This is a genomic window from Vibrio cholerae, assembly GCF_008369605.1.
GTDB classification, from domain to species: Bacteria; Pseudomonadota; Gammaproteobacteria; order Enterobacterales; family Vibrionaceae; genus Vibrio; species Vibrio cholerae.
The window spans coordinates 2,098,431-2,123,864 of the sequence record NZ_CP043554.1; the positions used below are offsets into that span (position 1 = coordinate 2,098,431).

25 protein-coding genes and 1 other RNA gene are annotated in these 25,434 nt (G+C 44.5%); 13 read left to right on the plus strand and 13 right to left on the minus strand.

The annotated features are described in order from the left end of the window. Nucleotides 1-100: 100 nt before the first annotated feature. The gene (locus F0316_RS20320) at nt 101-232 is read left to right on the plus strand and encodes a hypothetical protein (protein ID WP_000946180.1); all 132 of its coding nucleotides are present in this window, start codon (nt 101-103) and stop codon (nt 230-232) included. Nucleotides 233-277: 45 nt separating this feature from the next. Here F0316_RS20320 and tadA read toward each other — a convergent pair whose 3' ends face one another. From tadA to F0316_RS09760, 6 genes are all read right to left on the minus strand, one after another. After that, complete coding sequence (gene tadA, locus F0316_RS09730; RefSeq protein WP_001934843.1) at nt 278-805, minus strand: tRNA adenosine(34) deaminase TadA; 528 nt, start codon at nt 803-805, stop codon at nt 278-280. 122 nt (nt 806-927) lie between these two features. Further along, complete coding sequence (locus F0316_RS09735) at nt 928-2,487, minus strand: AbgT family transporter (RefSeq protein WP_000070411.1); 1,560 nt, start codon at nt 2,485-2,487, stop codon at nt 928-930. A 396-nt stretch (nt 2,488-2,883) separates the two neighbouring features. Further along, a complete protein-coding gene (locus F0316_RS09745) occupies nt 2,884-3,297 on the minus strand; it encodes a type IV pilus modification PilV family protein (protein ID WP_001244854.1) in 414 nt (137 codons plus the stop codon). Then, complete coding sequence (locus F0316_RS09750; protein WP_149560448.1) at nt 3,287-4,627, minus strand: hypothetical protein; 1,341 nt, start codon at nt 4,625-4,627, stop codon at nt 3,287-3,289. The genes F0316_RS09745 and F0316_RS09750 overlap by 11 nt, the downstream gene beginning before the upstream one ends. After that, complete coding sequence (locus F0316_RS09755; RefSeq protein WP_001185551.1) at nt 4,624-5,217, minus strand: prepilin-type N-terminal cleavage/methylation domain-containing protein; 594 nt, start codon at nt 5,215-5,217, stop codon at nt 4,624-4,626. The genes F0316_RS09750 and F0316_RS09755 overlap by 4 nt, the downstream gene beginning before the upstream one ends. Then, nucleotides 5,198-5,710 (minus strand): GspH/FimT family pseudopilin, encoded by a 513-nt coding sequence (locus F0316_RS09760; protein WP_172626008.1) that lies wholly within the window; start codon nt 5,708-5,710, stop codon nt 5,198-5,200. The genes F0316_RS09755 and F0316_RS09760 overlap by 20 nt, the downstream gene beginning before the upstream one ends. A 96-nt stretch (nt 5,711-5,806) precedes the next feature. On the opposite strand from F0316_RS09760, the gene F0316_RS09765 reads away from it, so the two are divergent. After that, on the plus strand, nt 5,807-6,250 hold the full coding sequence (locus F0316_RS09765; RefSeq protein ID WP_149560450.1) for a type IV pilin protein: 444 nt from the start codon (nt 5,807-5,809) through the stop codon (nt 6,248-6,250). A gap of 102 nt (nt 6,251-6,352) precedes the next feature. On the opposite strand, the gene dnaJ is transcribed toward F0316_RS09765, so the two are convergent. Beyond that, nucleotides 6,353-7,498 (minus strand): molecular chaperone DnaJ, encoded by a 1,146-nt coding sequence (dnaJ, locus tag F0316_RS09770; RefSeq protein ID WP_000043912.1) that lies wholly within the window; start codon nt 7,496-7,498, stop codon nt 6,353-6,355. A gap of 200 nt (nt 7,499-7,698) precedes the next feature. Further along, nucleotides 7,699-9,606 (minus strand): molecular chaperone DnaK, encoded by a 1,908-nt coding sequence (dnaK, locus tag F0316_RS09775; protein WP_149560451.1) that lies wholly within the window; start codon nt 9,604-9,606, stop codon nt 7,699-7,701. 157 nt (nt 9,607-9,763) lie between these two features. Here dnaK and F0316_RS19865 point away from each other — a divergent pair, with 157 nt between their 5' ends. After that, nucleotides 9,764-9,877 carry a hypothetical protein gene (locus tag F0316_RS19865; protein ID WP_001889140.1) on the plus strand — a complete coding sequence of 38 codons (114 nt, stop codon included), beginning with the start codon at nt 9,764-9,766 and terminating at the stop codon, nt 9,875-9,877. Here the strand turns inward: F0316_RS19865 and grpE are convergent. Then, entirely contained in the window at nt 9,870-10,472 is a 603-nt protein-coding gene (grpE, locus tag F0316_RS09780) for a nucleotide exchange factor GrpE (protein WP_000064038.1), read from the minus strand. The genes F0316_RS19865 and grpE overlap by 8 nt on opposite strands. A 145-nt stretch (nt 10,473-10,617) precedes the next feature. On the opposite strand from grpE, the gene nadK reads away from it, so the two are divergent. The 3 genes from nadK to bamE all read left to right on the plus strand — a co-directional run bounded on the left by nadK (nt 10,618) and on the right by bamE (nt 13,814). After that, nucleotides 10,618-11,502 carry an NAD(+) kinase gene (nadK, locus tag F0316_RS09785; protein WP_000742830.1) on the plus strand — a complete coding sequence of 295 codons (885 nt, stop codon included), beginning with the start codon at nt 10,618-10,620 and terminating at the stop codon, nt 11,500-11,502. Nucleotides 11,503-11,631: 129 nt separating this feature from the next. Beyond that, nucleotides 11,632-13,296, plus strand: coding sequence for a DNA repair protein RecN (gene recN, locus F0316_RS09790; protein WP_149560452.1), 1,665 nt, complete (start codon nt 11,632-11,634; stop codon nt 13,294-13,296). Between the two features lie 158 nt (nt 13,297-13,454). Continuing rightward, nucleotides 13,455-13,814, plus strand: a complete 360-nt coding sequence (bamE, locus tag F0316_RS09795) for an outer membrane protein assembly factor BamE (RefSeq protein ID WP_001160912.1) — start codon at nt 13,455-13,457, stop codon at nt 13,812-13,814. A 77-nt stretch (nt 13,815-13,891) separates the two neighbouring features. Here the strand turns inward: bamE and F0316_RS09800 are convergent, their stop codons facing one another. Together F0316_RS09800 and F0316_RS09805 are read right to left on the minus strand one after the other, a co-directional pair. Beyond that, nucleotides 13,892-14,197 carry an RnfH family protein gene (locus F0316_RS09800; RefSeq protein WP_001918351.1) on the minus strand — a complete coding sequence of 102 codons (306 nt, stop codon included), beginning with the start codon at nt 14,195-14,197 and terminating at the stop codon, nt 13,892-13,894. Nucleotides 14,198-14,199: 2 nt separating this feature from the next. Beyond that, complete coding sequence (locus F0316_RS09805; protein WP_000815880.1) at nt 14,200-14,634, minus strand: SRPBCC family protein; 435 nt, start codon at nt 14,632-14,634, stop codon at nt 14,200-14,202. 183 nt (nt 14,635-14,817) lie between these two features. On the opposite strand from F0316_RS09805, the gene smpB reads away from it, so the two are divergent. The 7 genes from smpB to F0316_RS09845 all read left to right on the plus strand — a co-directional run bounded on the left by smpB (nt 14,818) and on the right by F0316_RS09845 (nt 22,901). After that, nucleotides 14,818-15,303, plus strand: a complete 486-nt coding sequence (gene smpB, locus F0316_RS09810) for an SsrA-binding protein SmpB (RefSeq protein ID WP_000162689.1) — start codon at nt 14,818-14,820, stop codon at nt 15,301-15,303. 68 nt (nt 15,304-15,371) lie between these two features. Further along, nucleotides 15,372-15,738, plus strand: a transfer-messenger RNA (tmRNA) gene (gene ssrA / locus F0316_RS09815). 361 nt (nt 15,739-16,099) lie between these two features. Further along, the gene (locus F0316_RS09825; RefSeq protein WP_172626009.1) at nt 16,100-17,461 is read left to right on the plus strand and encodes a type II toxin-antitoxin system HipA family toxin; all 1,362 of its coding nucleotides are present in this window, start codon (nt 16,100-16,102) and stop codon (nt 17,459-17,461) included. After that, on the plus strand, nt 17,458-17,925 hold the full coding sequence (locus F0316_RS09830) for a helix-turn-helix transcriptional regulator (RefSeq protein ID WP_000804848.1): 468 nt from the start codon (nt 17,458-17,460) through the stop codon (nt 17,923-17,925). Before F0316_RS09825 ends, F0316_RS09830 begins: the two co-directional genes overlap by 4 nt. Nucleotides 17,926-18,352: 427 nt before the next feature. Next, nucleotides 18,353-18,931, plus strand: a complete 579-nt coding sequence (locus tag F0316_RS09835) for a class I SAM-dependent methyltransferase (protein ID WP_000109982.1) — start codon at nt 18,353-18,355, stop codon at nt 18,929-18,931. A 3-nt stretch (nt 18,932-18,934) separates the two neighbouring features. Then, nucleotides 18,935-21,886: a DEAD/DEAH box helicase family protein gene (locus F0316_RS09840; RefSeq protein WP_172626010.1), complete on the plus strand. Its 2,952-nt coding sequence runs from the start codon at nt 18,935-18,937 to the stop codon at nt 21,884-21,886. Between the two features lie 64 nt (nt 21,887-21,950). Further along, complete coding sequence (locus F0316_RS09845) at nt 21,951-22,901, plus strand: nuclease-related domain-containing protein (RefSeq protein ID WP_000635666.1); 951 nt, start codon at nt 21,951-21,953, stop codon at nt 22,899-22,901. A 69-nt stretch (nt 22,902-22,970) separates the two neighbouring features. Here the strand turns inward: F0316_RS09845 and F0316_RS09850 are convergent, their stop codons facing one another. Both F0316_RS09850 and F0316_RS09855 read right to left on the minus strand, forming a co-directional pair. Next, on the minus strand, nt 22,971-23,498 hold the full coding sequence (locus F0316_RS09850; protein ID WP_172626011.1) for a hypothetical protein: 528 nt from the start codon (nt 23,496-23,498) through the stop codon (nt 22,971-22,973). Between the two features lie 197 nt (nt 23,499-23,695). Beyond that, nucleotides 23,696-25,375, minus strand: a complete 1,680-nt coding sequence (locus F0316_RS09855) for an SWIM zinc finger family protein (protein ID WP_149560455.1) — start codon at nt 25,373-25,375, stop codon at nt 23,696-23,698. Nucleotides 25,376-25,434 lie beyond the last annotated feature (59 nt).

A 25,434-nucleotide genomic window follows, 5' to 3' on the forward strand; every position in this document is an offset into this window, starting at 1 on the left:
TTCCAATGCAATAATAAAGCAGATCGATAAGCGATTTATTAGGTTCCCTGACGTTAAGTAGTCAGGGTTTTTATGTCAGTCAGTCGTAGGAGGGTGTTTTATGTTGAGACGTAAACGTCAATCAAAACTCCTGAACAAAACCGTATCCGCTAACCGCAGACGCCGTATGCTGGCCAATAGCAAGAAAAAAGTCTTGGCTCGTCACCGTGCGTTTGTTCAGTTAAGCAGCTAGATACCTCTCGAATGGCAAACATCTGTATCGATGTTTGCCAAAAAATCACAGTTTATTCTTTCTCTCAGCATCCTTTCGCTCTGCATCGCGTTTGGCTTTGATCTCTTTTCTTCGTCGCTGAAAAAACGCTTGTAACTGAGCTCGACATTCCTCTTCCAACAACCCTTTTTCAACCGTCGCGTAGTGATAAGCCGCTTGACTGCTAAATAGATCCATCACCGTTCCTGCCGCCCCCGCTTTCAAATCTGGCGCGCCATACACAATACGTTTTACTCGACTATGCAACAGGGCTCCTGCACACATTGGGCAAGGTTCCAGTGTCACATACAAGGTGGTATCGAGTAGTCGATAATTACTCAGTGCTTTGCCAGCTTTTCGAATCACTTCAATTTCTGCATGCGCAGTCGCATCATGGTTCGTAATCGAACCATTCCAGCCTTCCGCAATGATTTCGCCATCTCGAACTAATACCGCTCCAACAGGGACTTCTCCCTGCGCTTCGGCTTGGGCTGCTAACGCGATGGCTCGGCGCATAAATTGTTCATCTTGAGCAGAAAATAGCGACGCTGACAAAATCACACTCCACGGATTCTTGAAAACGGTGATTCTAGCGGAGATCGCGGACAAAACAAAAGCCAGCCTAAGAAAAAGCCCACTCGAAGGAGTGGGCTGACGATGTTTATCGGTTTAATCACTTACATGGTGTAAGTGTACGGAGCTTGAATACCCAGCGGGATACCCAGTGCCCAGTAAACCAGCAGGAACAGTGACCAACCAATCAGCATCGCGATTGAGTACGGCATCATCATCGAAGCCAAAGTGCCGATACCGGTTGATTTCACATAGCGTTGGCAATACACCACCACCAGTGGGAAGAACACCATCAATGGAGAAATAATGTTAGACACCGAATCCCCCACACGATATGCCGCTTGAGACAGTTCAGGAGAAATACCCACTGCCATCAACATTGGCACCAAAATAGGACCAATCAACGCCCACTTAGCTGATGCTGAACCGACTAATAAGTTGACCATCGCAGTGAGTAGAATCATGCCCACAATCGTGGCTTGACCCGGCAAATTCATCGCTTTTAGACCTTCTGCACCATACAGAGCCAACATAGTACCAATGTTAGATTGGCCAAAAGCAGACAAGAATTGCGCACAGAAAAACGACATCACAATGTACGCGCCCATGGTAGACATGGTGGCCGACATCGCTTTGATCACATCGTTACTGTTTTTGAAGGTTCCTGCGACACGGCCGTAGACAATCCCCGGGATAATAAACAGGATAAAAATCAGTGGCACAATTGATTTCATGATCGGCGCAGTGAAGGCGGTAATTTCACCGTCAGGCGAACGCAGCGCGGAATTTTCCGGCCACACAGCAGCCACTAATAGTGCGATACCCGCAACCATAGCCCAGCCTGCGTAACGGAAAGCTTTGGATTCAATCGCAGTGAAAGAGCCCAGATCGGGTGCTGATTCTGCATCCTCATCCACTTTCGTCGCCGCCAAACGTGGCTCAATCACTTTATCTGTCACATACCAACCAATCGCTACGATGATGATTGAGGAAAGGCCCGTGAAGTAAATGTTGGCTAATGGGTTAACTTGATAAGACTGATCCAACACTTGCGCTGCCGTTTGCGTAAAGCCCGCCAACAGCGGATCGATACCTGACGGAATAAAGTTTGCCGAGAAACCACCAGATACGCCAGCAAACGCGGCAGCAATACCTGCGAGCGGATGACGACCTGCTGCGTGGAAAATGATACCGCCCAGAGGAATCACCAACACATAACCAGCATCGGCTGCGGTGTGCGAAATAATCGCCACCAAAATCAGCATAGGTGTCAGCAGTTTCGCTGGCGTGACATTAAGCATTTTCTTTAGGCCAGTGGTGATAAAGCCTGAAGAGTCAGCCACGCCAACCCCGAGCATAGCGACAAGAACAATGCCCAATGGTGCAAAACTGGTAAATGTGGTCACCATATTGGCCAGAAAATGAGCCAGTGATTCGCCAGTCAGTAAGTTTTTGATTTCTAATGCTTCATTAGTACGAGGGTTAGGCAAATCAAAACTGACGTTAGAGAGTAGAGCGGAAGAAATCCAAACGATCACTAATGCCCAAAAGAAAAGAATCGCGGGATCTGGGATTTTATTCCCTGCCCGTTCAATAAAGTTGAGAAAGCGATCCATCCCACTTGGTTTGGCCGATGGCGCTTGATTAATAGCTTGGTTACTCATAGTAAATTCCGTAATGTGATGTTGCTGCGTGAGGCCTTGTTAGTGTGGCCTTCTGTGTCCGTTTCGAGTTTCCCTGTGAACCATTGAAATTGGTCACAATGAAACGGCGATTTGTCGTTTGGCATTGTATAGAAACGCCTAAACCAAAGCACAGCGTTCGTCCTTTTTTTACATATTTAGAGACATATTTTGCAAAAATAGAAAACCAAAGACACACACTCGAAACATTATCAATAACGAAGCATATACATTTAAGAAACCAATTTGCAAAACATGAGTTTGCACTTATCAGCGCCGACAAAAACAAAAGTGAAGAAAATGGATGGGAAAAGAGTAAAAGAAGTGAAAATCACAGCACAATAAAGCGAGAAAAATCGCGTGGCAAGAAGGACTCGTTCAATCAAATTCACTGTATTTAGAGATCATGGTTTTCAACTCTACCGACTGAGTTTCACCATGGCGATCCTTCCATGACGCTTGGATATGAATGGTTTTGAGAGCCCCCGACAAGGTTGCAGCGGGTACAGACCAAGACAAAGTATAGAAAGGATGTGAAACATCATTCCCAGAGACAATATCGGTCGCGAAATTTGCAGTTGGTATGGCAGGGTTAGCTGAAGAAGCGCCACGCGTACGAAACCATTCCAATTTTTGCTCAGCAAGATTTAACGCTTCAATACTGTGCATCGCGTAATCAGCGCGTTGCTCGATATAAGCTTGTAATTTCACCAAACCAAGCGCACCAACGCCAATCAGTACAAACGAGATCATCACTTCGATTAAGCTAAAACCACATTGCTTATTGCGCATTCCAGCTTCCTTCTTGCCATTGAATATTATTTAAATTAGAGGTTGGCCTCTTTCTTGAGTCAAATGTCAAATTCATTGAACCCGCAATAGAAACACCTAAGCCATCACTATCGAATCCATATCCACCAACTGCGTAAAAAGAGCCAGCATCGACATAGACTGTTTCACCTCTCGTGATGTACTGTTCTGCGGCTTGTAATGTTGTGGGTACTTTTGAGGAGTGAGTACCCTGCACGACAGTATTATAAAACAAACTATCCCAGTAATTATTTATACTATCAGAATTAAATTTTGTTTTACTTTTATCAACCAAATGAAATATAGCACCTTGGAAGGTAGTTGAGCCAAAATTGGCAAATATTCCATCTTGAATCACTAATATATAATTTACTTCGTTACCTGATGAGTCTTTCGATGGTAAAGATAACACACCATCGATGACGCAATCTCCTGTTAACCAAAGCTTGTCGACATTTTTAAATGCATTTTCAATAATTGTTTTGCAATTCTTAGCATTAGTAATATCTATCCTTCCCGCATCAGGAAAGGATGCTTTTACTTTTGCAATATTCTCTGGTGTTTTTTTGTAACCAAAAAATGAATTAAAAGGATCAACTTCCGAATCGTAAACAAAATCATCTTTAAATTCTGAATTAGATGTTTCAGCCTTATCCGTTTTTGTAATTGATGTACCTTTTGCTACCGTAATATCTGTTATTGTATTACTTGTGCAATCTCCAGCTGGCGAACCTGAGTATAAAGTATTAGCAGGGATTGATTGTGTTTTATATTTACTATCAGATGATGGTGCATCAATGGTATAGCTATACTTGTACGTCATTGACACGCACTCATATTTGCCGTTTGTATCAGGTCCACCATTCGCATCTGGACTGACAGTAAGTTGTCCAAAAGTAGTGAGTCTTGATGTGGTCTGTATCGCGCCTTTTCCGCCATTTGCAAGCATAGTTAAATTTTTATTCAGCTTCGTCCATCCTGTTTCAGAATGGATGCGATAAATTCTACCGCCTAAATCAGATAAATTTAGTCGATTAAGGTTGAGCGTATTCTTGCACAGTGTATTTAGGCTAGTATGGTTAACAGGTGTAACCAGAGCTATTCTCGACGCATCTTCTTTCACATAAGCAAATAAACACTCCAAGCCCCCCTCAGCTAACCAATGCTCTTGCCTCGCTTTAACCTCATTCTGCGCCCGCTTAATTTGGTAAAACAGATTTTTATAGGAACCTAAAGTCACTACCAGAGCGACAGAGAGTAATATCGACGTGATTAATAAAGTTACTACTCCTTGTTGATATTGTCGCATCATTGCCAATTCCTTTGTTGAACCTGTAATGACATGGCATGAGAAATCGAGGGATCATTTTTTAACTTAGCCATCATTGATATAGAAATAAATGCACTTTCAACTGAAGCACCAAACAATTGCGATTGTGCAATACCAAACTGAGTCACTTCAATTTGACTAGGGTCAAAAAGATCGAAACATCCACTAGCAGCTGAAATAACAGTTTGAGGTGATGTAGAATCTTTTTGGCAGTATTTCAGCATGCCATCATCAAATTTATATACTGTACTACTTGCTGATGCAGCGGCTGATTGTCGATAGACGTAACCTAACCTATCCGGTTGTTGATAAATGATGCCTGTAGCACCAGATAGCCTCAGTGATTTGGTTCCCATATCATCAAACCCCGCACGCTGAATATCCTCTTTCATCTGTTGCATCACACTGCTCATTTGTTGCAAAAGCATAATTTCTTTACTGCGTTGCGCTGCCGCTTTTTGGTTCGACAGAAATACCGTGCCAACAATGGCTAAAGCCATCGCCCCCACTAGGGCAGCAATCATAAACTCAATCAGGGTATTACCTTGCTGGTTAGCACTCTTCAAAGCCATATTTTGCCTCGCTTACAGTGCATAGCTTGATACGACCTGCTCGATTATGAACGATAACTTTGATAGGACTCTTATCAGATTCGAATTGCTTAATCACTATGCTACCCGCTTCTTGTGGATTGCCCATCACATGATCGAATTTCAAACTGGTCAATGTGTTCGTACTCGACAACAACAAATTTCGATATCGGTTACCTTGCAACTCAGCGATTGTATTGTTTGACGTAATTGTCGAAACATCAGACACACTCGCGAGGATGAGCTTCCAATTTCCTGTCGATGAAGGAAAACCTTGAATATGAACCCATAAACTTTGATTGCGTAACACCGCCTCTGATTTGGCTTGAATCAAGAATCCTTGCAATTCATTGGCTAAATTCACCATTTTTGTTTGTTGGCTGACTTTGGAAAAATTGGGGGCAGCAAAAAGCAGTAGCGCAGTTAAAACAGCGACCGTGATAAGAAGCTCCAGCAAAGTAAAGCCGCGATGCATTTCCCAAAATCCTTTGCAAACCGTGAGAGGATGATGAATCAACTTGCATAGATGCTAACAGCTATCAAAAATGGCGTTGTTTTATAAAGAGAACTAATGGAAATGATTCGAAAAATTTTCTGCAAGCCAAGTGTGAGTCAGCAACAAGGTATGACATTGATCGAATTAATGATCGCGGTCGTGATCGTGGGAATTTTAGCGAGCATCGCTTACCCAGCCTATACCAACTATGTCAAAGAAGGTCATCGTAAACAGGCGATGGCTGATATGGCCAAAATTCAGCTCTATTTAGAAGAAAAGTACAACAACGGCTATACGGCTACAGGTATCGTCGATGCTCAAAAGGTATGTAATTCTTTTTGTAGCGTAGACAGTGATCGTTACAAGATTGTGGTCGAAACCGCAGCCACTAGCTATGCGATTACAGCCACTCCGCAATCTAGTAAAGGACAAAATAGTGATCAATGCGGCGGTAACACCTACACCTCTCTCACGTTGAATGAGAAAGGAGTGACATCACCAAGTGCTTGCTGGAAATGAAAAATCCGAATATCAAAGTAATAAATCATCATTGAATGATTTACCGAAATAAGAAAAGACCAGCAAGCTGGTCTTTTCTTATTGTTACTGATTAAATTTTGATTAACTGGTTAGGTCATCAAAAAACTTCTTCACACCATTAAAGAAGCCTTCGGCTTTCGGCTTGTGTTTCGTCGCCGCTTCGCCGCCACAAGACTCTTCAAACTCTTTCAGCAGCTCTTTCTGACGAGCACTCAAATTGACTGGGGTTTCGACCACAAGTTTAACAATCAGATCGCCTAATGCTGCAGAGCGAACGCCTTTCACACCTTTACCGCGCATGCGGAACATGCGACCCGTTTGGGTTTCCGCAGGCACTTTCAAGCTCACGCGACCATCGAGTGTCGGTACTTCCACTTCACCGCCCAGAGCCGCCATCGCGAAGCTCACTGGCACTTCACAATACAAGTTATTGCCATCACGCTCGAAAATGTGGTGCTCTTTGACATGTACTTGTACGTACAAATCCCCTGCTGGCGCGCCCATTTCTCCGGCTTCACCTTCACCGGCAAGACGAATGCGATCGCCGGTATCCACACCCGCTGGAATTTTCACATTGAGTGTTTTGGTCTTTTGCTTACGACCTTGGCCATGACAGACGTTACAAGGATCTTTGATGATCTTGCCTTTACCATGACAGGTTGGACAGGTTTGCTGCACCGCAAAGAAGCCCTGACGCATCTGAACTTGGCCATGGCCGTGACAGGTTCCACAAGTTTGTGCCGAAGTGCCTTTTTTCGCACCCGAGCCATCGCAAGCGTCACAGTGTACTAATGTCGGTACTTCAATCTCTTTCGAGCAGCCACGAACCGCCTCTTCAAGGCTCAGTTCCATGTTGTAACGTAGATCGGAGCCACGCTGTGCTCTTGGACCGCCGCCACGGCGACCACCACCGAAAATGTCACCAAACACGTCACCGAAAATATCGCCAAAATCAGCACCGCCACCGCCGAAGCCACCGCCACCAAAACCACCCGCGCCTTGCTCAAATGCCGCATGGCCGTATTGGTCATAAGCAGCTTTCTTCTGCGCATCGGTCAGAATTTCATACGCTTCTTTGACTTCTTTAAACTTTTCCGCCGCACCAGCATCTCCCGAGTTGCGGTCCGGGTGGTATTTCATCGCAAGGCGTTTGTATGCCTTTTTAATATCACGCTCGGAGGCGTCACGGCCTACGCCTAATACTTCGTAAAAATCACGTTTTGACATGTTCTCAGTCACCAATTTATTACTGCCAACGGCTATGCCGCTCGGTGGGTATCGATATAGATAAGGGGGATCCCGTTGCCTTTATCTGTAGCGACACGCTTCAAACAGACGGGCGTAAGAGTTTCCTCAAACGCCCGCTGCTTCAAAGTTCAATAAGAACTCAGCAAACCGCACGCATCATATCGTGCGGAATGACTTCATTACTTCTTATCGTCGTTAACTTCTTCAAACTCAGCGTCCACTACGTCATCTTCTTTAGCTGAAGATTGACCCGCGTTTGCACCTTGTGCTTGAGCTTGTTGCTGTGCGATTTCCATCAGCTTCTGTGCCGCCGCCATCAGTGCTTGCACTTTGTCATCGATTTCCGCTTTGTCTTCGCCTTTTTTCGCTGTTTCTAGCTCGTTGATCGCCGTTTCGATCTTCGCTTTCTCATCCGCTGGCAGTGCTTCGCCTGCTTCTGTGATTTGTTTGCGAGTTGCGTGGATCATCTGGTCTGCTTGGTTACGTGCCGTCGCTAACTCTTCGAACTTTTTGTCCGCTTCTTTGTTCGCTTCTGCTTCTTGAACCATTTTTTCGATTTCAGCATCGCTCAGACCGCCAGAAGCTTGGATAGTGATCTTCTGCTCTTTACCAGTCTGTTTGTCTTTTGCTGAAACGTGCAGGATACCGTCCGCATCCAAGTCGAAGATAACTTCGATTTGTGGCATACCACGTGGCGCAGGGTTGATGCCCTCTAGGTTAAATTGACCCAGAGATTTGTTGTACATCGCTTGCTTACGCTCACCTTGTAGTACGTGGATGGTTACTGCGCTTTGGTTATCTTCCGCCGTAGAGAACACTTGGTTCGCTTTGGTTGGGATAGTGGTGTTTTTCTCGATGAGTTTGGTCATCACACCGCCCATGGTTTCGATACCCAGAGACAGAGGCGTTACGTCTAGCAGCAGAACATCTTTTACTTCACCCGCCAGAACACCACCTTGAACCGCAGCACCTACCGCTACCGCTTCATCTGGGTTCACGTCTTTACGTGGCTCTTTACCAAAGAATTCAGCTACTTTCTTCTGAACCATTGGCATACGAGTTTGACCACCGACTAGGATAACGTCAGTAATGTCGTTCACAGACAGATCAGCATCCGCCAGAGCAACTTTCAGTGGTTCCAGAGAACGTTGAACCAGATCTTCAACCAGCGCTTCCAGTTTCGCACGAGTCACTTTGATGTTCATGTGCTTAGGACCAGTCGCATCTGCCGTGATGTATGGCAGGTTAACGTCAGTTTGCTGCGCAGAAGAAAGTTCGATTTTCGCTTTCTCAGCCGCTTCTTTCAGACGTTGCATTGCCAGCGGGTCGTTACGCAGGTCGATGCCTTGGTCTTTTTTGAACTCGTCAACCAAGTAGTTGATCATGCGGTTGTCAAAGTCTTCACCACCTAGGTGAGTGTCACCGTTGGTAGACAGAACTTCGAAGGTTTTCTCGCCTTCAACTTCATCGATCTCAATGATAGAGATATCGAATGTACCACCACCAAGGTCATACACCGCGATAGTGCGATCGCCGCCTTGCTTGTCTAGGCCGTAAGCCAGAGCTGCTGCGGTTGGTTCGTTGATGATACGTTTCACTTCTAAACCTGCGATACGGCCAGCATCTTTGGTTGCTTGACGCTGAGCATCGTTAAAGTAAGCAGGTACAGTGATAACTGCTGCAGTAACGGGTTCACCGAGGAAATCTTCCGCGGTTTTCTTCATTTTCTTCAGCACTTCAGCAGACACTTGAGGAGCCGCCATTTTTTGGCCTTTCGCTTCAACCCAAGCATCACCGTTGTCAGCCTTAACGATTTTGTAAGGCATGATTTTGATATCGCGCTGAACTTCTTCGTCTTCAAAACGACGACCGATCAGACGCTTGATTGCAAATAGCGTGTTTTGTGGGTTAGTGACTGCTTGACGTTTCGCAGGTTGACCCACCAGAGTTTCACCGTCTGTGTATGCAATTACAGAAGGAGTAGTACGCTCACCCTCTGCGTTTTCAATTACGCGAGGCTTGTCGCCGTCCAGCACAGCAACACATGAGTTTGTAGTACCTAAGTCAATACCAATGATTTTACCCATCAGGCTATCTCCAAAAAAATTCTATGTTCGAGTTTGTATCCCCCTAATGTGGGGATGGAGAATCGGGTTTCAACCCCTACTCACAAACCAAAACGGGCTTGTTTGCTTCTCGTATGCCCCTTAAATAAGGTCTTCAAAAACCATTTCAAGGGTAAAAGTGAAAAAAATTCAGATTTATTGTGTTTTTGCGCATAAATCGGTTTTAGAACATAAAAAAGCGAAGCCAATCGGCTTCGCTTCTTCTGTCGCTCAGGGTCTAGGAATTACTTAGACACCATCACCATAGCAGGGCGTAATACACGACCATTCAGTTCATAGCCTTTTTGCATCACAAACATCACCGTGTTTGGCTCATGCTCAGCGCTTTCTTGAATCGACATGGCTTGGTGGAATTCAGGGTTAAACACTTCACCGTGCGGGTTAATCTCTTTCAAGCCGAACTTCGCAATCGTATCAACGAAAGTTTTGTGCGTCAGTTCTACACCTTCCAGCAGAGGTTTGATCGCTTCAACTTCACCATCGGCGGCTTGAATCGCACGCTCAAGGTTATCAATCACTGGCAGTAGCTCTTCAGCAAAGCGGCTCAGCGCAAATTTACGTGCTTTATCCACTTCCTGCTCGCTACGGCGACGCATGTTTTCGACTTCCGCACGGGCACGCAGTACGCTGTCTTGCTGCTCTTTCACGCGCTCTTCGCTCACAAGCAGCGCCGCTTCTAACTGAGCAATTTTCGCTTCTTTCTCATCGATTTCGTCAGCGGCTTGGTTCCAGTCGATATCGGCATCTGTTCCTACAACTTCAGCTTCAGTCTCAACCGCGTCTTGTTGCAGCTGCTCGTCTTTGTTCTTGATCTCTTCGTTGCTCATGATATCTCCAAAATTCACTTCATACTGGTCAGGAGAAATCGTCTAATCGTCGATTTCCCAACACAAAAATTCGCATAAAAGCACAACTTGCCCTTATTATGGGGACGATGAATTCTGATTCAAGCCTAAATCGGTTGGAAACCTTATGAAAAAGCCGTTCAACGTTCTTGCCATCATTGGAAAACCGCGCGATCAACAAGCCATTCAAACTCATAAAGAGATTTACCACTGGCTAAGATCGCTCGGATATACCGTGTTTATCGATGATCGTTTACGGGAAATTCTGACCGATTTACCCACCGAACATTTTGCAAGCCTGATTGAACTGGGCAAAAAAGCCGATTTGGCGATTGTGGTCGGTGGCGATGGCAACATGCTTGGTGCTGCGCGCGTGTTGTCCCGCTTTGATATCAGTGTGATCGGGGTTAATCGTGGCAATTTAGGCTTTTTGACAGATTTAAACCCAGAAGATTTCCAACAGCGCTTACAAGAAGTGTTGGATGGTCACTATTTGCAAGAAACTCGCTTTTTGCTTGAAGCGGAAATCCATCGCCACGGGCAAGTGAAAAGCCATAATGCCGCCTTGAATGAAGCCGTGCTTCATCCAGGAAAAATAGCGCATATGATTGAATTTGAAGTCTATATTGATGATAACTTCGCTTTCTCTCAGCGCTCCGATGGGTTAATTGTGTCCACCCCAACCGGCTCGACTGCTTATTCACTTTCCGGCGGAGGCCCGATCCTCTCGCCAAGCCTGAATGCCATTACTTTAGTGCCTATGTTTCCACATACCCTCTCCTGCCGCCCATTAGTGGTGGGAGGAAATCAACGCATTAAACTGGTGGTTTCCCCTGAAAATCGCGGCACTCAAGAAGTGAGCTGTGATGGACAAGTCTCATTACCTGTGTCGCCTGGTGATGAAATTCACATCTATCAAAGCCCTAATGTGCTGAAACTGATCCATCCTCAAGACTACAGTTACTACCACGTACTGCGCACTAAGCTTGGCTGGTCGAGCAAACTGTTTTGATTTCGTTCACAGATTTTGCTCATAGAACGTAAAAGTGACCAAAAAATTTTACCTGAGTGACTTTACTGTATAAAGAAACAGTATAAACTGTTTAAACATACAGTATTGGTTAATCATACAGGTGCAAACATGCTGGCTCACTTAAGTATCAATAACTTCGCTATCGTAAAGTCACTACAACTCGAATTATCAAAAGGAATGACCACCATCACCGGCGAAACCGGTGCCGGTAAATCCATTGCGATTGATGCTTTAGGTTTATGCCTTGGTGGTCGAGCCGAAGCCAGCATGGTGCGTCAAGGTGAAGATAAAACCGAAGTCAGCGCCGCCTTTCATCTGGATAACAATCTGCTCGCTAGCCGTTGGTTAGAAGATAATGAACTGCTTGAAGGCAAAGAGTGCATTTTGCGCCGAATCATCACCAAAGATGGGCGCTCTAAAGCCTTTATTAATGGCAGCCCAGTTCCGCTCTCTCAACTCAAAACATTGGGGCAACTGCTGATCAATGTGCATGGTCAACACGCACATCAGCAACTGATGAAACCGGAATATCAACTCAGCATGCTTGATCAATACTCAGGTCATGCCGACTTGCTCAAAGCCACGCGTCACGCCTACCAAAATTGGCGTCAAGCGAGTAATCAGCTCAAACAGCTGCACGAAAATAGCCAGCAGAATCAGGCACAATTACAACTTTTGGAATACCAAATCAAAGAGCTCAACGAATTGGCTCTCGGTGAGGATGAGTTTGTCGAGCTAGAACAAGAGCACAAACGCTTAGCTAATAGCGGAGATCTGGCACTTAATTGCCAACGTGCGATTGAACTGCTCAATGAAGGGGAAGAAGTAAACGCATTAGGTCTATTACAAAACGTTAGCCATACGCTGATCGATCTGGCTGAAATGGACAACAAGCTGACAACGCTCCCTTCTATGGTGGCAGAGGCACTGATTCAGCTTGAAGAAACTTACCATGAACTGCGCAACTATCTCGATTCTATTGATGTCGATCCAGAACGTATGTCATATGTTGAGGAACGCTATTCCAAAGTAATGTCTCTGGCCCGTAAGCACCATGTACTGCCAGAAGAGCTGTATCAGCATCATCAAGCGCTGCTACAGCAGATCGCTCAGTTGGATTGTTCTGATGAAAAAATGTCAGCACTGGCGAGTGAAGTGGAAGTGCTCTACCAAACTTTCGTTACTGCTGCGGACAAGCTGCATAAATCACGCACTCGCTACGCGAAAGAGCTAGATAAGCTGATAAGCCAAAGTATGCATGAACTCAGCATGGAAAAAGCCCAATTCAAAATTGAGGTAATGCAAGATAACGCGCACTCTTCACCATTAGGCTTTGATGCGGTGACGTTTTTAGTTTCGACTAACCCCGGACAACCACTGCAACCGATCGCCAAAGTCGCATCTGGTGGTGAACTATCACGTATGTCATTGGCGATCCAAGTGATCACTGCACAGAAAGTCGATACTCCAAGCCTGATTTTTGATGAAGTTGACGTGGGTATTTCAGGTCCAACCGCAGCGGTTGTCGGCAAACTATTACGCAAATTAGGTGAATCAACTCAGGTACTGTGTGTTACCCACTTACCTCAAGTCGCAGGTTGTGGACACCATCAGCTGTTTGTCGCCAAACAAACCAAAGCAGGCAAAACTGAAACTCAAATGCTCAAATTGGATCAGGAACAGCGCATTGCTGAACTCGCACGCTTGCTTGGAGGCAGCCAAATCACCGAATCAACACTCGCGAATGCTAAAGAGCTATTAATCGCAGCCTAATTTCATATCGCATCACTGGATTTTTTATTCAGCTTTGCAACCAAATTCAAAATTCACAGTCTCAATAGGCTCAGAGCACGATCGAGGTTTTTACATCTGCTCTGAGCTTGTTTATTATCAGCCAAGTTTTTAGCCCTGAGGGACAGAGAGTTTTAACAATGCAGTTTACTAAGTGGTTCATCGCCCTTCCCCTTGCCGTCACTGCCTTATCCGGCTGCTCTTTATTAGAGCGCTTGGTGTATCGAATCGATATCAATCAGGGTAACTATGTCGATCAACAATCGGTTGATCAGCTCAAGTTTGGCATGAGTAAAGAACAAGTTCGTTTTGTTCTCGGCTCACCTATGCTGGTTGAAAATGGCTACCCAGATACTTGGTATTACATTTACCACCACACCCAAGGCCATAACGATCCGGTACAAAAGAACCTGATCGTGAAATTTAACGATGGTGGCAAGCTAGTCAATGTCGCGGGAGATTTCCCTGCTGGCGATTCTTTCTTCGAAGGCGTCAACTAAGCGCACTTTGCTGATTAAAAAAGAAAAGGCTTTCACAAGCCTTTTCTTTTTTTGGTGTTGATTCTTCAGCCGTCACATTAACTTTGATTAGCAGCCGCTTTGGCTTGCTCCGCACGTTTACGGCGAATCTCTTTCGGGTCAGCCAATAATGGGCGATAAATCTCAATCCGATCTTTATCTCGCACCCTAGCATCCAACTTCACATTCCGGCTGAAAATGCCCACCTTATTGACCGTCAGATCAATCTCAGGATACATCTGCAAAATGCCTGAGGTACGGATGATCTCTTCCACCGTTGCCGATTGCTCAACCACCAGCTTGAGTACACGCTGCTCATGCGGTAGCGCATACACCACTTCAACATGAATCATTTCACTGCTCATCATCACTCTCCATACACCTGTTTTGCTCGGCGAGTAAACGCATTCACCATATTGCTGGTCAATTCATTAAAAATTTTGCCAAACGCCAACTCAATCATTTTGCTGGAAAACTCAAACTCCAAACGCAGCTCAACTTTACACGCGGCTTCATCTAACGGAGTGAAAAACCATCCACCGCGCAGCGTTTTAAAAGGCCCATCCACCAAGCTCATGGCAATCGACACCCCGGGCGTCAATTGATTCGAGGTGGTAAACGTCTTACTGATCCCCGCTTTTGAAACATCCACCGATGCCACCATATGTGCCTCACTCTGCTCCAGCACACGAGAACCCGAACAACCGGGCAAAAACTCAGGATAACGCGCCACATCATTGACCAAATGAAACATCTGCTCTGCACTAAACGAGACCAAGGCAGAACGACTCACTTGTTTCATTTTCACTCCTTACCACGACTCAAACAGCTTGGGAAAACGGATTGTACTTTCATCCCCCCAGCACCTCAAGCCATCAGGCTCGCACAACACAATACAGCGCTTGAGTCATCGCGCAGATAACCGTATGCTACGGCAAACAAAAGCGTTTCCTAACCGCTGACCAATCCGTATAATGCGCCCACTATGACAAAAAAGAAAACCAATACCAAAGCGGGTAGCAACACTATCGCGCTGAACAAAAAAGCTCGCCACGAATACTTCATCGAAGATGAATTTGAAGCCGGCATGGAGCTACAAGGCTGGGAAGTCAAATCACTTCGCCAAGGTAAAGCCAACATTGCAGAAAGCTACGTCTACATCAAAGATGGCGAAGCGTTCATTTCCGGTATGACCATCATTCCGTTGCAGCAAGCCTCTACTCACGTGGTAGCCAACCCTACCCGTATCCGCAAGCTGCTACTTTCACGCCGCGAGCTGGACAACCTGTTTGGCCGTATCAACCGTGAAGGGATGACACTAACCGCATTGTCACTCTACTGGTCTCGTTCGTGGGTCAAAATCAAAATTGGCGTTGCGAAAGGTAAAAAACTGCACGACAAACGTGAAGATCTGAAAGAAAAAGAGTGGCAACGCCAAAAAGATCGAGTGATGAAGAGCGCGTTGCGCTAATAGTAACCACTTGAAAAATGGGAGCTAGACAGAAGCACTTATTCTGGTACTATGCACCCGTTACCTCTGGGGCTGATTCAGGATTCGACGGGAATTTTGCAGTCTGAGGTGCATGCCGAGGTGCGGTAGGCCTCGTTAACAAACCGCAAAAAAATAGTCGCAAACGACGAAAACTACGCACTAGCAGCTTAATACCCTGCTCAGAGCCCTTCCTCCCTAGCTTCCGCTTGTAAGACGGGGAAATCAGGAAGGTCAAACCAAATCAAGCTGGCGTGGATTCCCCCACCTGAGGGATGAAGCGCGAGATCTAATTCAGGTTAGCCATTCGTTAGCGTGTCGGTTCGCAGGCGGTGGTGAAATTAAAGATCGACTAAGCATGTAGTACCAAAGATGAATGGTTTTCGGACGGGGGTTCAACTCCCCCCAGCTCCACCAATCACTAGTAACGGGACGTCTCAGGACGTCCCGTTTTCTTTTCTAAACTCTTGTCCTATTTGGCTTTAAGTGGTTCAGGGCGTCTCATCAAGATTCACTTTGTTCATTTAAGGCAACTGTTCATTTATTACGAACAACCTGCATCACTGAACAAACAATTAACGCCCCGCTCCCTATCGCAGCTTTACATAGCTAAAACAATCCATCCTGCTCATCAACAAATTTTGACTTACAACTCATGAGTAATAATTTACTCATAAATAGTATCCATACACATTAATGAGTAATTTTTTACTCACAACTTGAAAAAAAATGGCTTTAAGAGTAAAGTTTTACTCATTGATAAGTAGAGGTGTGGTCGATGGAAGAGCTAACCGTACAAGCTTTTATCAGAGGTGAATGGATAGATATTGGTATAATCTCATTCCCTAAAAGTAGCCAATATAATTTCCGAGTGACTGAACTCAACTACCTCAGCGACTATGCGCTAGAACATTACGATAAAGATGACTTTCACGCTGTTTCACTAAACCACCCTGTCTCATTCATCTTTGATGACATGGGTAAGCCTGGATGGTTAAAGTTTCTAGACGATATTATGCCTAGTGGCGCTAGTAGACGATACTGGGTCAAACACCTAGATATTGAAGATCTTAGTTCTGATGAACAAGACTATGTTTTGCTCAAATTTGGCACGATGTCGCCTATTGGTAACTTAAGAATAAAAGACTCCCTTCCTGAACGCTACGAAGTCGCAGACAACCTCTACTTCTCTGTTGATGATGTTAAAAATCGAGCTGGTGATTTCCTCGACTACGCACAGCAAAGAGGGGCAGCCGCAGGTGGTGCAACTGGGGCTGGAGGTGAAGCGCCAAAACTGATCCTCCGATGCGGTTTCGATCATGGATCTGGCAGCGAAAAAATATGGATTGATCCATACCAAGATGACAATAGCAACCACGACTTACATTACTTAGTAAAGTACCCTAGAGGCTCAAGAAGCACCATCGACTGTAATATTCTAAGAGCTGAGTTCTACTTCTACCACGAGCTAACTGAAATGGGAGTTGAAACGATCTCCACCGACGGTATGCGCTTGGAGGAAGGATTAAACTACCCTTCCTTATGGCTTCCTCGATTTGATGTTCAAATTATTGATCAACAAATAGAGAGATTTGGCATGGAATCAGTGTATTCCATTTTGAACAAAGGCGCTGGAGTCACTCTTGATCACGAAACAACAATCCGAACTCTCATAGAAAAAATTACTGAAAGTAATATGGTTAAACACCAAGGGTATAGGTTCGATACCCAAGCTTTCGTTATTGAATGGGTGAAGAGAGATCTACTCAACATCTTGTTTGGTAATAGTGATAACCATGGCAGAAATACTTCATTCTTAAAGGGTGATGGAGTCATAAAGCTTGCTCCCATTTACGATTTCGCACCAATGAAAGCCGATCCTGCAGGAATTCCAAGAACAACAAAATGGAAAGCCCCACTAGAGGTTGGCGGAACTTACGACTTTGTCGGCATTGCAGACACCTTATCTGATCTGGTGCCAAAGGAAATGTTATTAAAAGAGCTAGCAATTACTGCAAGTAAATGCGTAGGCCTAAAGCAGAGACTCGCTTTACGAGGAGTACCAGAACAAATCTTGGAGATGCCGGCCGTTGGACTTAATTATTTATCAGAAAAGCTCACTAAATGGGGGCTACTATGAAGCCAAGCAATAAAGAGTCCGTACAGGATACGGTAGCTCGTCTAAGAGCAAACCGAAATCAACAGCAGCCCAAGGTTGGGAAGAGTGCAACTCATTCGAGTAAAGAGCAAACACCACTCGATACTCCAACGAGATCGAAAGCCTCAAAAAACGTCAAAGCAGTAAGTGCAGCAGAGCGCAAAACCGAGGCAAACAAAATCATCAAACACTTATTGCTTGGAGAGCTAACACAGGGCCAAGCGCTGAAAAGTCTACGCATTAATATACTGGGACTCAAACAGGATGTATTCGCAAGACTTGTCGATGTCTCAAGAAAAACACTCTCAGACATAGAGAATGATCGGGGCAGCTACAATACAGAGATTCTCAACAAGGTATTCAAACCATTTAGCTTAAAAATCGGGCTGCTGCCTTCTTCTCCCGATGCGTTAAAATCGCTCTTAATGGATGGTGAGGATGGGTAAATTGCTCCGTATCAGCTCTATTTATTTAGATTGAATCGCTATAACAAGCCAGAATTTTTAAATGATTGAGGAATACATGGACGCGGGTTCAGTTCCTTTTGGGCTCCTAATTTATGTTTCCTAAACATGCCGTGACAGACAAAACCGCTATCCGCTCCGGAAGTCAAAAACGCTGAGGTAAAGCGAATTAACTTGTAGACGCTCAAGAATTGAAACCACCGATGCTCCCTACTATTTAAACCATGATGTCATCTTCTAACTCACCCCGACTTGCCCAAGGCCGCTTGAGCTTACGAGGAGAGCATCTTGAACCAACAAGTCGTACATCCTCGATTTCACAAAGTAGCTCACAGTTACATTGCAACTCATTGAGCAATGAGGATGAGGAAGTTACACTCTGCATCCAATTCAGGAGGAGCTCACGCCAATGTCTGTAGAATTTTACAATCAAAATGCACAGCAGTTTTTCTCTTCCACTGTCGAAGTCGATTCCACTTCCCTACTTGACCAGTTTGTACCTTACTTACCTCAAGGTGGATTAGTGTTAGATGCAGGATGCGGCTCAGGACGAGATAGTAAACGATTTCTAGATATGGGCTATCAGATCGATGCTTTTGATGCCAGTGCACCTTTAGCGGCTTTGGCTGAAGAACTACTCAATCAATCTGTCACTGTGACTACCTTCGAGAACTTTACCTCTAGTAAACGCTATGACGGAATTTGGGCTTGTGCTTCCCTACTGCATGTCACGAGAGAATCGTTACCGGAGACGTTTGCTCACTTAGCAAAAATGCTCAAGTGTGGCGGTGCTTTTTACTGCTCATTTAAATATGGTCAGGACGAGGTAGAGAGAGATGGGCGTCGCTTCACCAACTGTAATGAAGTCCTTTTAAATCAATTGCTCACCTCTTCACCGCTAGCCATCGACAAGCTTTGGGTGACACAAGATCTCAGAGCAGGGCGTGAACATGAACAATGGCTCAATGCCATATTAATTAAGCGTTAAGTGATGAGTGATAGACAAAGTTTTCTGTATTCAGGTCATAAGCTCTCTTCTGGTGGTGCAAACGATCCGCTCCTACCAAGACTTGTCCAAGCCATTAATCACGCGACTGAAATTGAAATTTCAGTCTCATTCATTCAGCCATCCGGTCTGGATTTACTGTTTGATCCTCTGTTTGATGCTGTGCAAAGTGGTGCTCAGGTAAAACTCCTAACATCAGATTATCTCTCGATTACTCATCCTGTTGCGCTGCGACGCCTAATGTTGCTAACAGAACGCGGCGCTCAGTGTCGTGTATTTGAATGTGGTCAGCACAGCTTTCATATGAAATCGTACATTTTTGTCCGATGTGAACAGGGAGAAATACTTGAAGGTTGCGCTTGGATTGGTTCCAACAACATCAGCAAAACAGCGTTATTAGACAGCCATGAATGGGCTCTACGTCACGACTTTGAACCACCTGAAACCAGTGCTGCTGCCCTTGAGTTTCTCCATATTCGTCAACAGTTTGCTTCCATTTTCAACCACACAAATAGTAAAGATTTAACGCATACTTGGATTGATCATTACCTTGAACGCTATCAACAAGCGAAAAAGCAGCACGGCATGCCCATACTGGCCGATAGCCAAGATGAACAGTCAGAACCGCCAGCGCCGAATGCAGTTCAAGTAGAGGCGTTAACCGCATTGAACGCCACTCGAGCCCAAGGATTTTCTCGTGGATTAGTCGTGCTAGCTACGGGCATGGGCAAAACGTGGTTAGCAGCATTTGATTCTCTACAAACTCAGTCGACAAAAGTCTTGTTCGTTGCGCATAGAGAAGAAATTCTTCTGCAAGCGGAAAAAACCTTCTGTCAGCTTATTCCCAATGCAAAAACGGGTCTCTACAACGGTGTAACGCAAAATACACAAGCGATGCTGCTGTTTGCTTCCGTGGCAACCATAGGTAAACAAAATCACCTGCAACGCTTTGCAGCGGATCACTTTGATTACATTGTGGTGGATGAATTTCATCACGCGGCAGCGAGAAGTTACCGAAACTTACTCACCTATTTTAAGCCTAAATTTCTCCTCGGCCTAACCGCAACACCGGAACGTTCAGATCAAGCGGATATTCTCTCGCTTTGCGACAGTAATTTAGTCTTTGAACGTAACCTTGTTCATGGAATTGATGAGAAAATTCTGGTTCCTTTTGACTATCACGGTATCTACGACCAAGCCGTGAACTACCAAGAAATCCCATGGCGTAACGGTAAATTCGACCCAGACTCACTCGATAATGCCCTAGCAACTCAACGCCGTGCCGAACACGTTTACCAGCATTGGCACCAGAAAAAACAAACCCGCACACTGGCTTTTTGTGTTTCTAAAAAACACGCAGACTTCATGGCCGAGTTTTGTCTGAGTAAAGGCATAAAAGCGATTGCGGTTTACAGTGATTCAAAGGTTCGACGTAACCAAGCCTTACAGTGGCTAGATTCAGGAAAAATAGACATCCTTTTCTCCGTCGATCTTTTTAATGAAGGTACCGATCTGCCCGCTATTGATACCATTTTGATGCTCCGTCCAACGGAGTCTAAAATTCTCTTTTTACAGCAGTTGGGACGGGGATTGCGTCGAAGCATTGAAACTCAAAAAAGTAAACTGGTTGTTATTGATTTTATTGGTAATCATGACTCGTTCTTAAATCGTCCAACCACACTCTACAATGTGAGTCATTTAAAAGACGCCTTAGCCAAACACCAACAACAAGCATTACCTGACGGATGCCATGTCACTTTTGATATCACTTTGCTCAACTTTTGGCAGCAATTAACCCGGAAAATGCGTTTCTCAGTGCAAGATGAGTATCAGCAACTTGCACACCAGCTCGCACATAGACCAACTGCTAGTGAGTTTTTCTATCATGGAATTGAAATGAGTAAAGTGCGTAAACAAGCGCAAAGCTGGTTTCATTTGGTTGCGAGCCAAGAAAATGATCCCGAGTTGGCTGAGATTGTTACACGCTATGGTGATTTTCTTCTGCATGGCATTGAAAGCACCAGCATGAGTAAATCTTTCAAAGCAATTCTACTTGAGGCCTTACTCGAACTGGATGGATTAAGAACTCCGCCGACCTTAGCTGCATTGGCTGAATGCAGTTACACTGTTCTCGCACGCAGACCAGACATCATGGCTGAAGACTTAACTGAAAATGCCAAACAATTTAAAGCAGCAGATAAAGATTGGCTTAACTATTGGCGGAACAACCCAATTAAGGCCTTTACGAACAAAGCAACGAAACAGGCCACTTGGTTTGCCATCGATAGCCAACAACGCTTTATCGCTAACTTTGATATCCGAGAGCAAGATCTAGAACGGTTACACGATTGTATACAAGAATTGGTTGATCTGCGTTTGGCAGAATATGCTCAGCGGCCACAGCAAAAACAGCCATCGAATCAGCCGGAAATTGAACACTCACCTTCAGCCCAAGTGCTCGAGTTTGCCAAACAAAGTGATCCGCAAGGGACGATGCTGCCTTTTTACCCTGAACTTAAAATTGCTTGCGGCCATTTTAAACGCGGCTCTAATGAAGCGGTTCAATATCACTGTGTTGCCGATGGCTATGGCAAGTTAGACCCTACTCGCCATTTTGTTGCCCCCGCGGCGGGAAACTCTATGAATGGTGGCAAAAATCCTATTCAAGATGGTGACTTATTATTGCTTGAGTGGGTGACACCAAGCAGTGCTGGCTCTATATCAAACCTCACCATGGCTATAGAAACTCAAGATGAAACGGGGGATAACCAGTACTTACTGCGGGTCGTACGTAAAATCGCACCGAACCAGTATGAACTACAAGCACAAAATCCAAGTTATCCAAATATGCCAGCAACCGATGCAATGAAAACGTTCGCACGATTAAAAGCAGTGATAAAAAATAATAGTCAGCAATCACAGACTCGATTACGATGAATAAGGCATAATTCAAATATATAAATTTTAAATAACAATATGTAAATAAAAAGGCTAGGTAGTTATGATAGTAAAAGAAAAAACACATATTAAAACTAGTAATTTCAAACAAGACTTAGGCAATCAAGTAGAAAATGATGTCGCATTCTATTTGAGACGTCATTTCTCCGAAAATGAGAGTATCTTCATTTATAATGATTTACGCATTGAGCATAAAGGTGAAATCGCACAAATAGACCACCTTGTTGTTTATAAAAAAGGGTTTATCATTATTGAATCAAAATCCATCAAGGGTACTGTTCAAATTAACAAGCAGCTAGAATGGCAAAGAACGGTTCGTGGGAAATGGGTCGGCATGCCATCTCCTATCACCCAAGCAGAAATGCAAACCAAACTATTGAAAGCATTATTAAATGATAATGCAGAACAGTTACTAGAAAAGATATTAATGCTTCAAGGCTATTTTGGCGGCCGATGTTGGGACACTCTGTGCGCGGCTTCGAATGATGCAATCATCGATAGAGACAACATCCCATCAAAAATATCACCAATGATTATTAAATCAGAACAAATTGCTAATCGAGTGGAAGAAATAATAGCTAGTAGATCGAGTATCTTAAAGCCAAATCCAACATTTAGTGATAATGAGCTTAAAAATATTAAAAACTTCTTAATTGAAGTACACAAGAACCCGTTAATCGAAGATAAAAAATTCACTAACAAGATCAATAAACCAGATAACATTACACATCAAACAGAAACAAAAATAAACATCTCAAATCCTTGGTTTATATGTAAGGAGTGTTCAAGTAATAACACCTCACCAAAATATGGGAAATTTGGATATTATGTCACCTGTAAAGATTGTAATAAGAACACATCAATGAACGTAGCTTGCATAAAATGTGGGAATAGAAAAACCCATGTATCAAAAGATAAAAACACTTATACTGTAAGTTGCGAGTGTGGTCATAAAGTAGAGTATGAATATCAATCATTAGAAAAAACAGCATAGTGTATATTTCATGATTGATATAAAATAGTGCCCTGCTTAATCAACAGGGCATGGCGTATTATGTTGATATTATTTAGTGTGGTTCATACTAGAAAGCCAACAAAAAAATATTAACAAAGAAAGAAAACCAGCACAGACACTAATTATTAGATAGATATACTTGGAAATAAATGTATTCTCTCTTGCGTTTTGAGGTTCATTTAATGGAACACGCAAAACAACTTTCTCTCCTAGTTTCTTACCAACAATACGATGTAAAGTAGCATCGTAAGTTACTAATAATGATTGAGTGTAAACCTGACCATTCCAAGTATATTCAACCTGAGGATTGAGAAATTTTTTCTTTCTAAAATGCTCCTCGATATTTCTATTGTATTTAACAGTTACTTCAAATCCGACCACGACACCGGTTGTGGTTCCATATTGGTTATTGCGCTCTTTTATGAATTGTTTAATTGCACCCATTCCAGAGAGCGCAAGAGCTATTACAAACCATCCACCAATAATGAATCCACCTTGTTGTTCAAAAGTCAAAGCTGAAATGATGGCAGTAGGAATTGAGAGTAAAAAGAGGAAAAACCCATGTGCTCTATTCATATTCAATCATCCAGAAAAATATAATGCCAAACTTAATATTTATTTTGTTTATACCCTTCCTACTTGAAGCTGCAGCGGTGTTGGCTACGCTCGTTCACTCCAATCACATAGTTTGCCTATGCTCATGGGGATTCACTTACTTGCCGCCTACCTGCACTCCAAGTTGTTTGGGTATAATAGCAACCAGAAGAGAACCACTAAACCTGCTTTGGATAGTGTTTTTTCAATAAGTTATGCATATTTCGCTTACGTTTGTAGACTTCTGCCAGAGCGGTGATTTCGAGATAAAAATCGGCCAACACGGTGGGATTTTTGGCTAATAAACGCTCGATACGTTGTAGATGGTGAATCGCATTTTGATAACCTTGGTTGCTGGTTTGTTCAATTGAAGCGCGCGCCACGCGAAGGTAGTACTGCAACGAGAGCTGAGCTTGGTTGGCAATAATGTGATCGGCCAACCTGAGTAGTACCTGACTTTCGGTGGTTCGATTGGCCACCCAATCACAAGCTTTTTGCCACGCTTGCTGCTCGATATAAAATTCGACCACATCACTACTGTTGCGGCTGATAAATCCTCGTGCATCAGCGGGTTGATAGCAGGCGATCAAGCTCTGTTCGATACGCGCTAAAAACTCCGCATCTTCAATTTGGTGTGTGGCTTTGAACGCGCTCAACTTTTGGTAGCTATCAAAAGAGGGATTCTCAGTGAAAAGTCGGTTCGCCAACTGCCACGCTTGGGTCATTTGCCCCAAACTGAGGTAGAGGTTGACCTGCAGTTGCTCGCACTGCTGCTTTTCATAAGGGGTCGCGTGCTTTTTGGCTTTAGCTAACCAGAATTCCGCTTGATGTGGCTCTTGGTGCTCAAGGTAGAGCTGCACTATGTCCAGAAAATCGTCGCAGCGCCACGCGATTTTTTGCTTAATGGCGATAACTTCATGCCAATCCGTTGCCATGGCCAGTAGTGGTGCGGCCCACGTTTTGAGATCCCACGCGTTTTCACGGTTTAGTGGTGTGTTCTCAATGGCTTTGCGACACAAGTGTAAAAATGTTGGGTTGCTGCGCCAAACGATCGCGAAGTCGGTTTCAATTGAGGGATACACATCAAACTCATGGTGGGTCATGCGCTCAAACATCCACTGCGCTTTCTCTTCCTCACTCCACTCCAATCGGTTCAAAATCATCGGCATCTGAACATTGATCAGCGCTTCGACTCCAAAACGTTCACCGTTGGAGTCATCAATCTGCTCTAACACGCTGTTCAAACGAGTGACTGTGTGCTGGATCAGTTTCCACTGCTGATCGGTTGCAAGTTGCATCGCAACATCAAATACCCAGTCGAGCTGCTCTTCGGCCTGTGCAAAGTAATCGCTCACGTCCCCCCAATCCCAAAGCTGTTTACGAGGGAGCGCTTGGGTAATTTTTTTCTTCAGCTCGTTATAACTGAGGCTCTGATCTTTGGGTTGTTCTTTCGCCAGTAAGGCTTGCCAAACCGACTTATCTCGCTCGAGATAATCAAGTAACATCTCGAGCCTCGCCTCTTCGCTTAATGTGCTTAGATAACGGCGGATCTGCTCACGTTCACCGTCTTCATTCTGTGATTGCTGATCGAGTAAGCAGAGGGCAACAGCCACGGCGTGCTTGCATACGGCTTGATGGCCCGCCGCAGGGCAAGTGCAGCGGCTAGAGGAAGCTTGACCGCCAGTAAGTTGTACGCGATAAAGTTGAGAGCCTTTCACTTCTGCGTTGACGGTATGCCCAGTGATGGTGAGCTTGCGTACCGAGCCACTTTTCGCGAGTTGTGCACCTTTCAGTAGTGAGCTCTGTTCACACTGTTCAAACAGCGCTGAAATATCTAAAAACGAGGAGTGGCTAGGCATGGGCAGTTCCATTTCAAAGTTGGTGGCTTTCTGGAGTAGAGATAGCTCAAGATGAATTG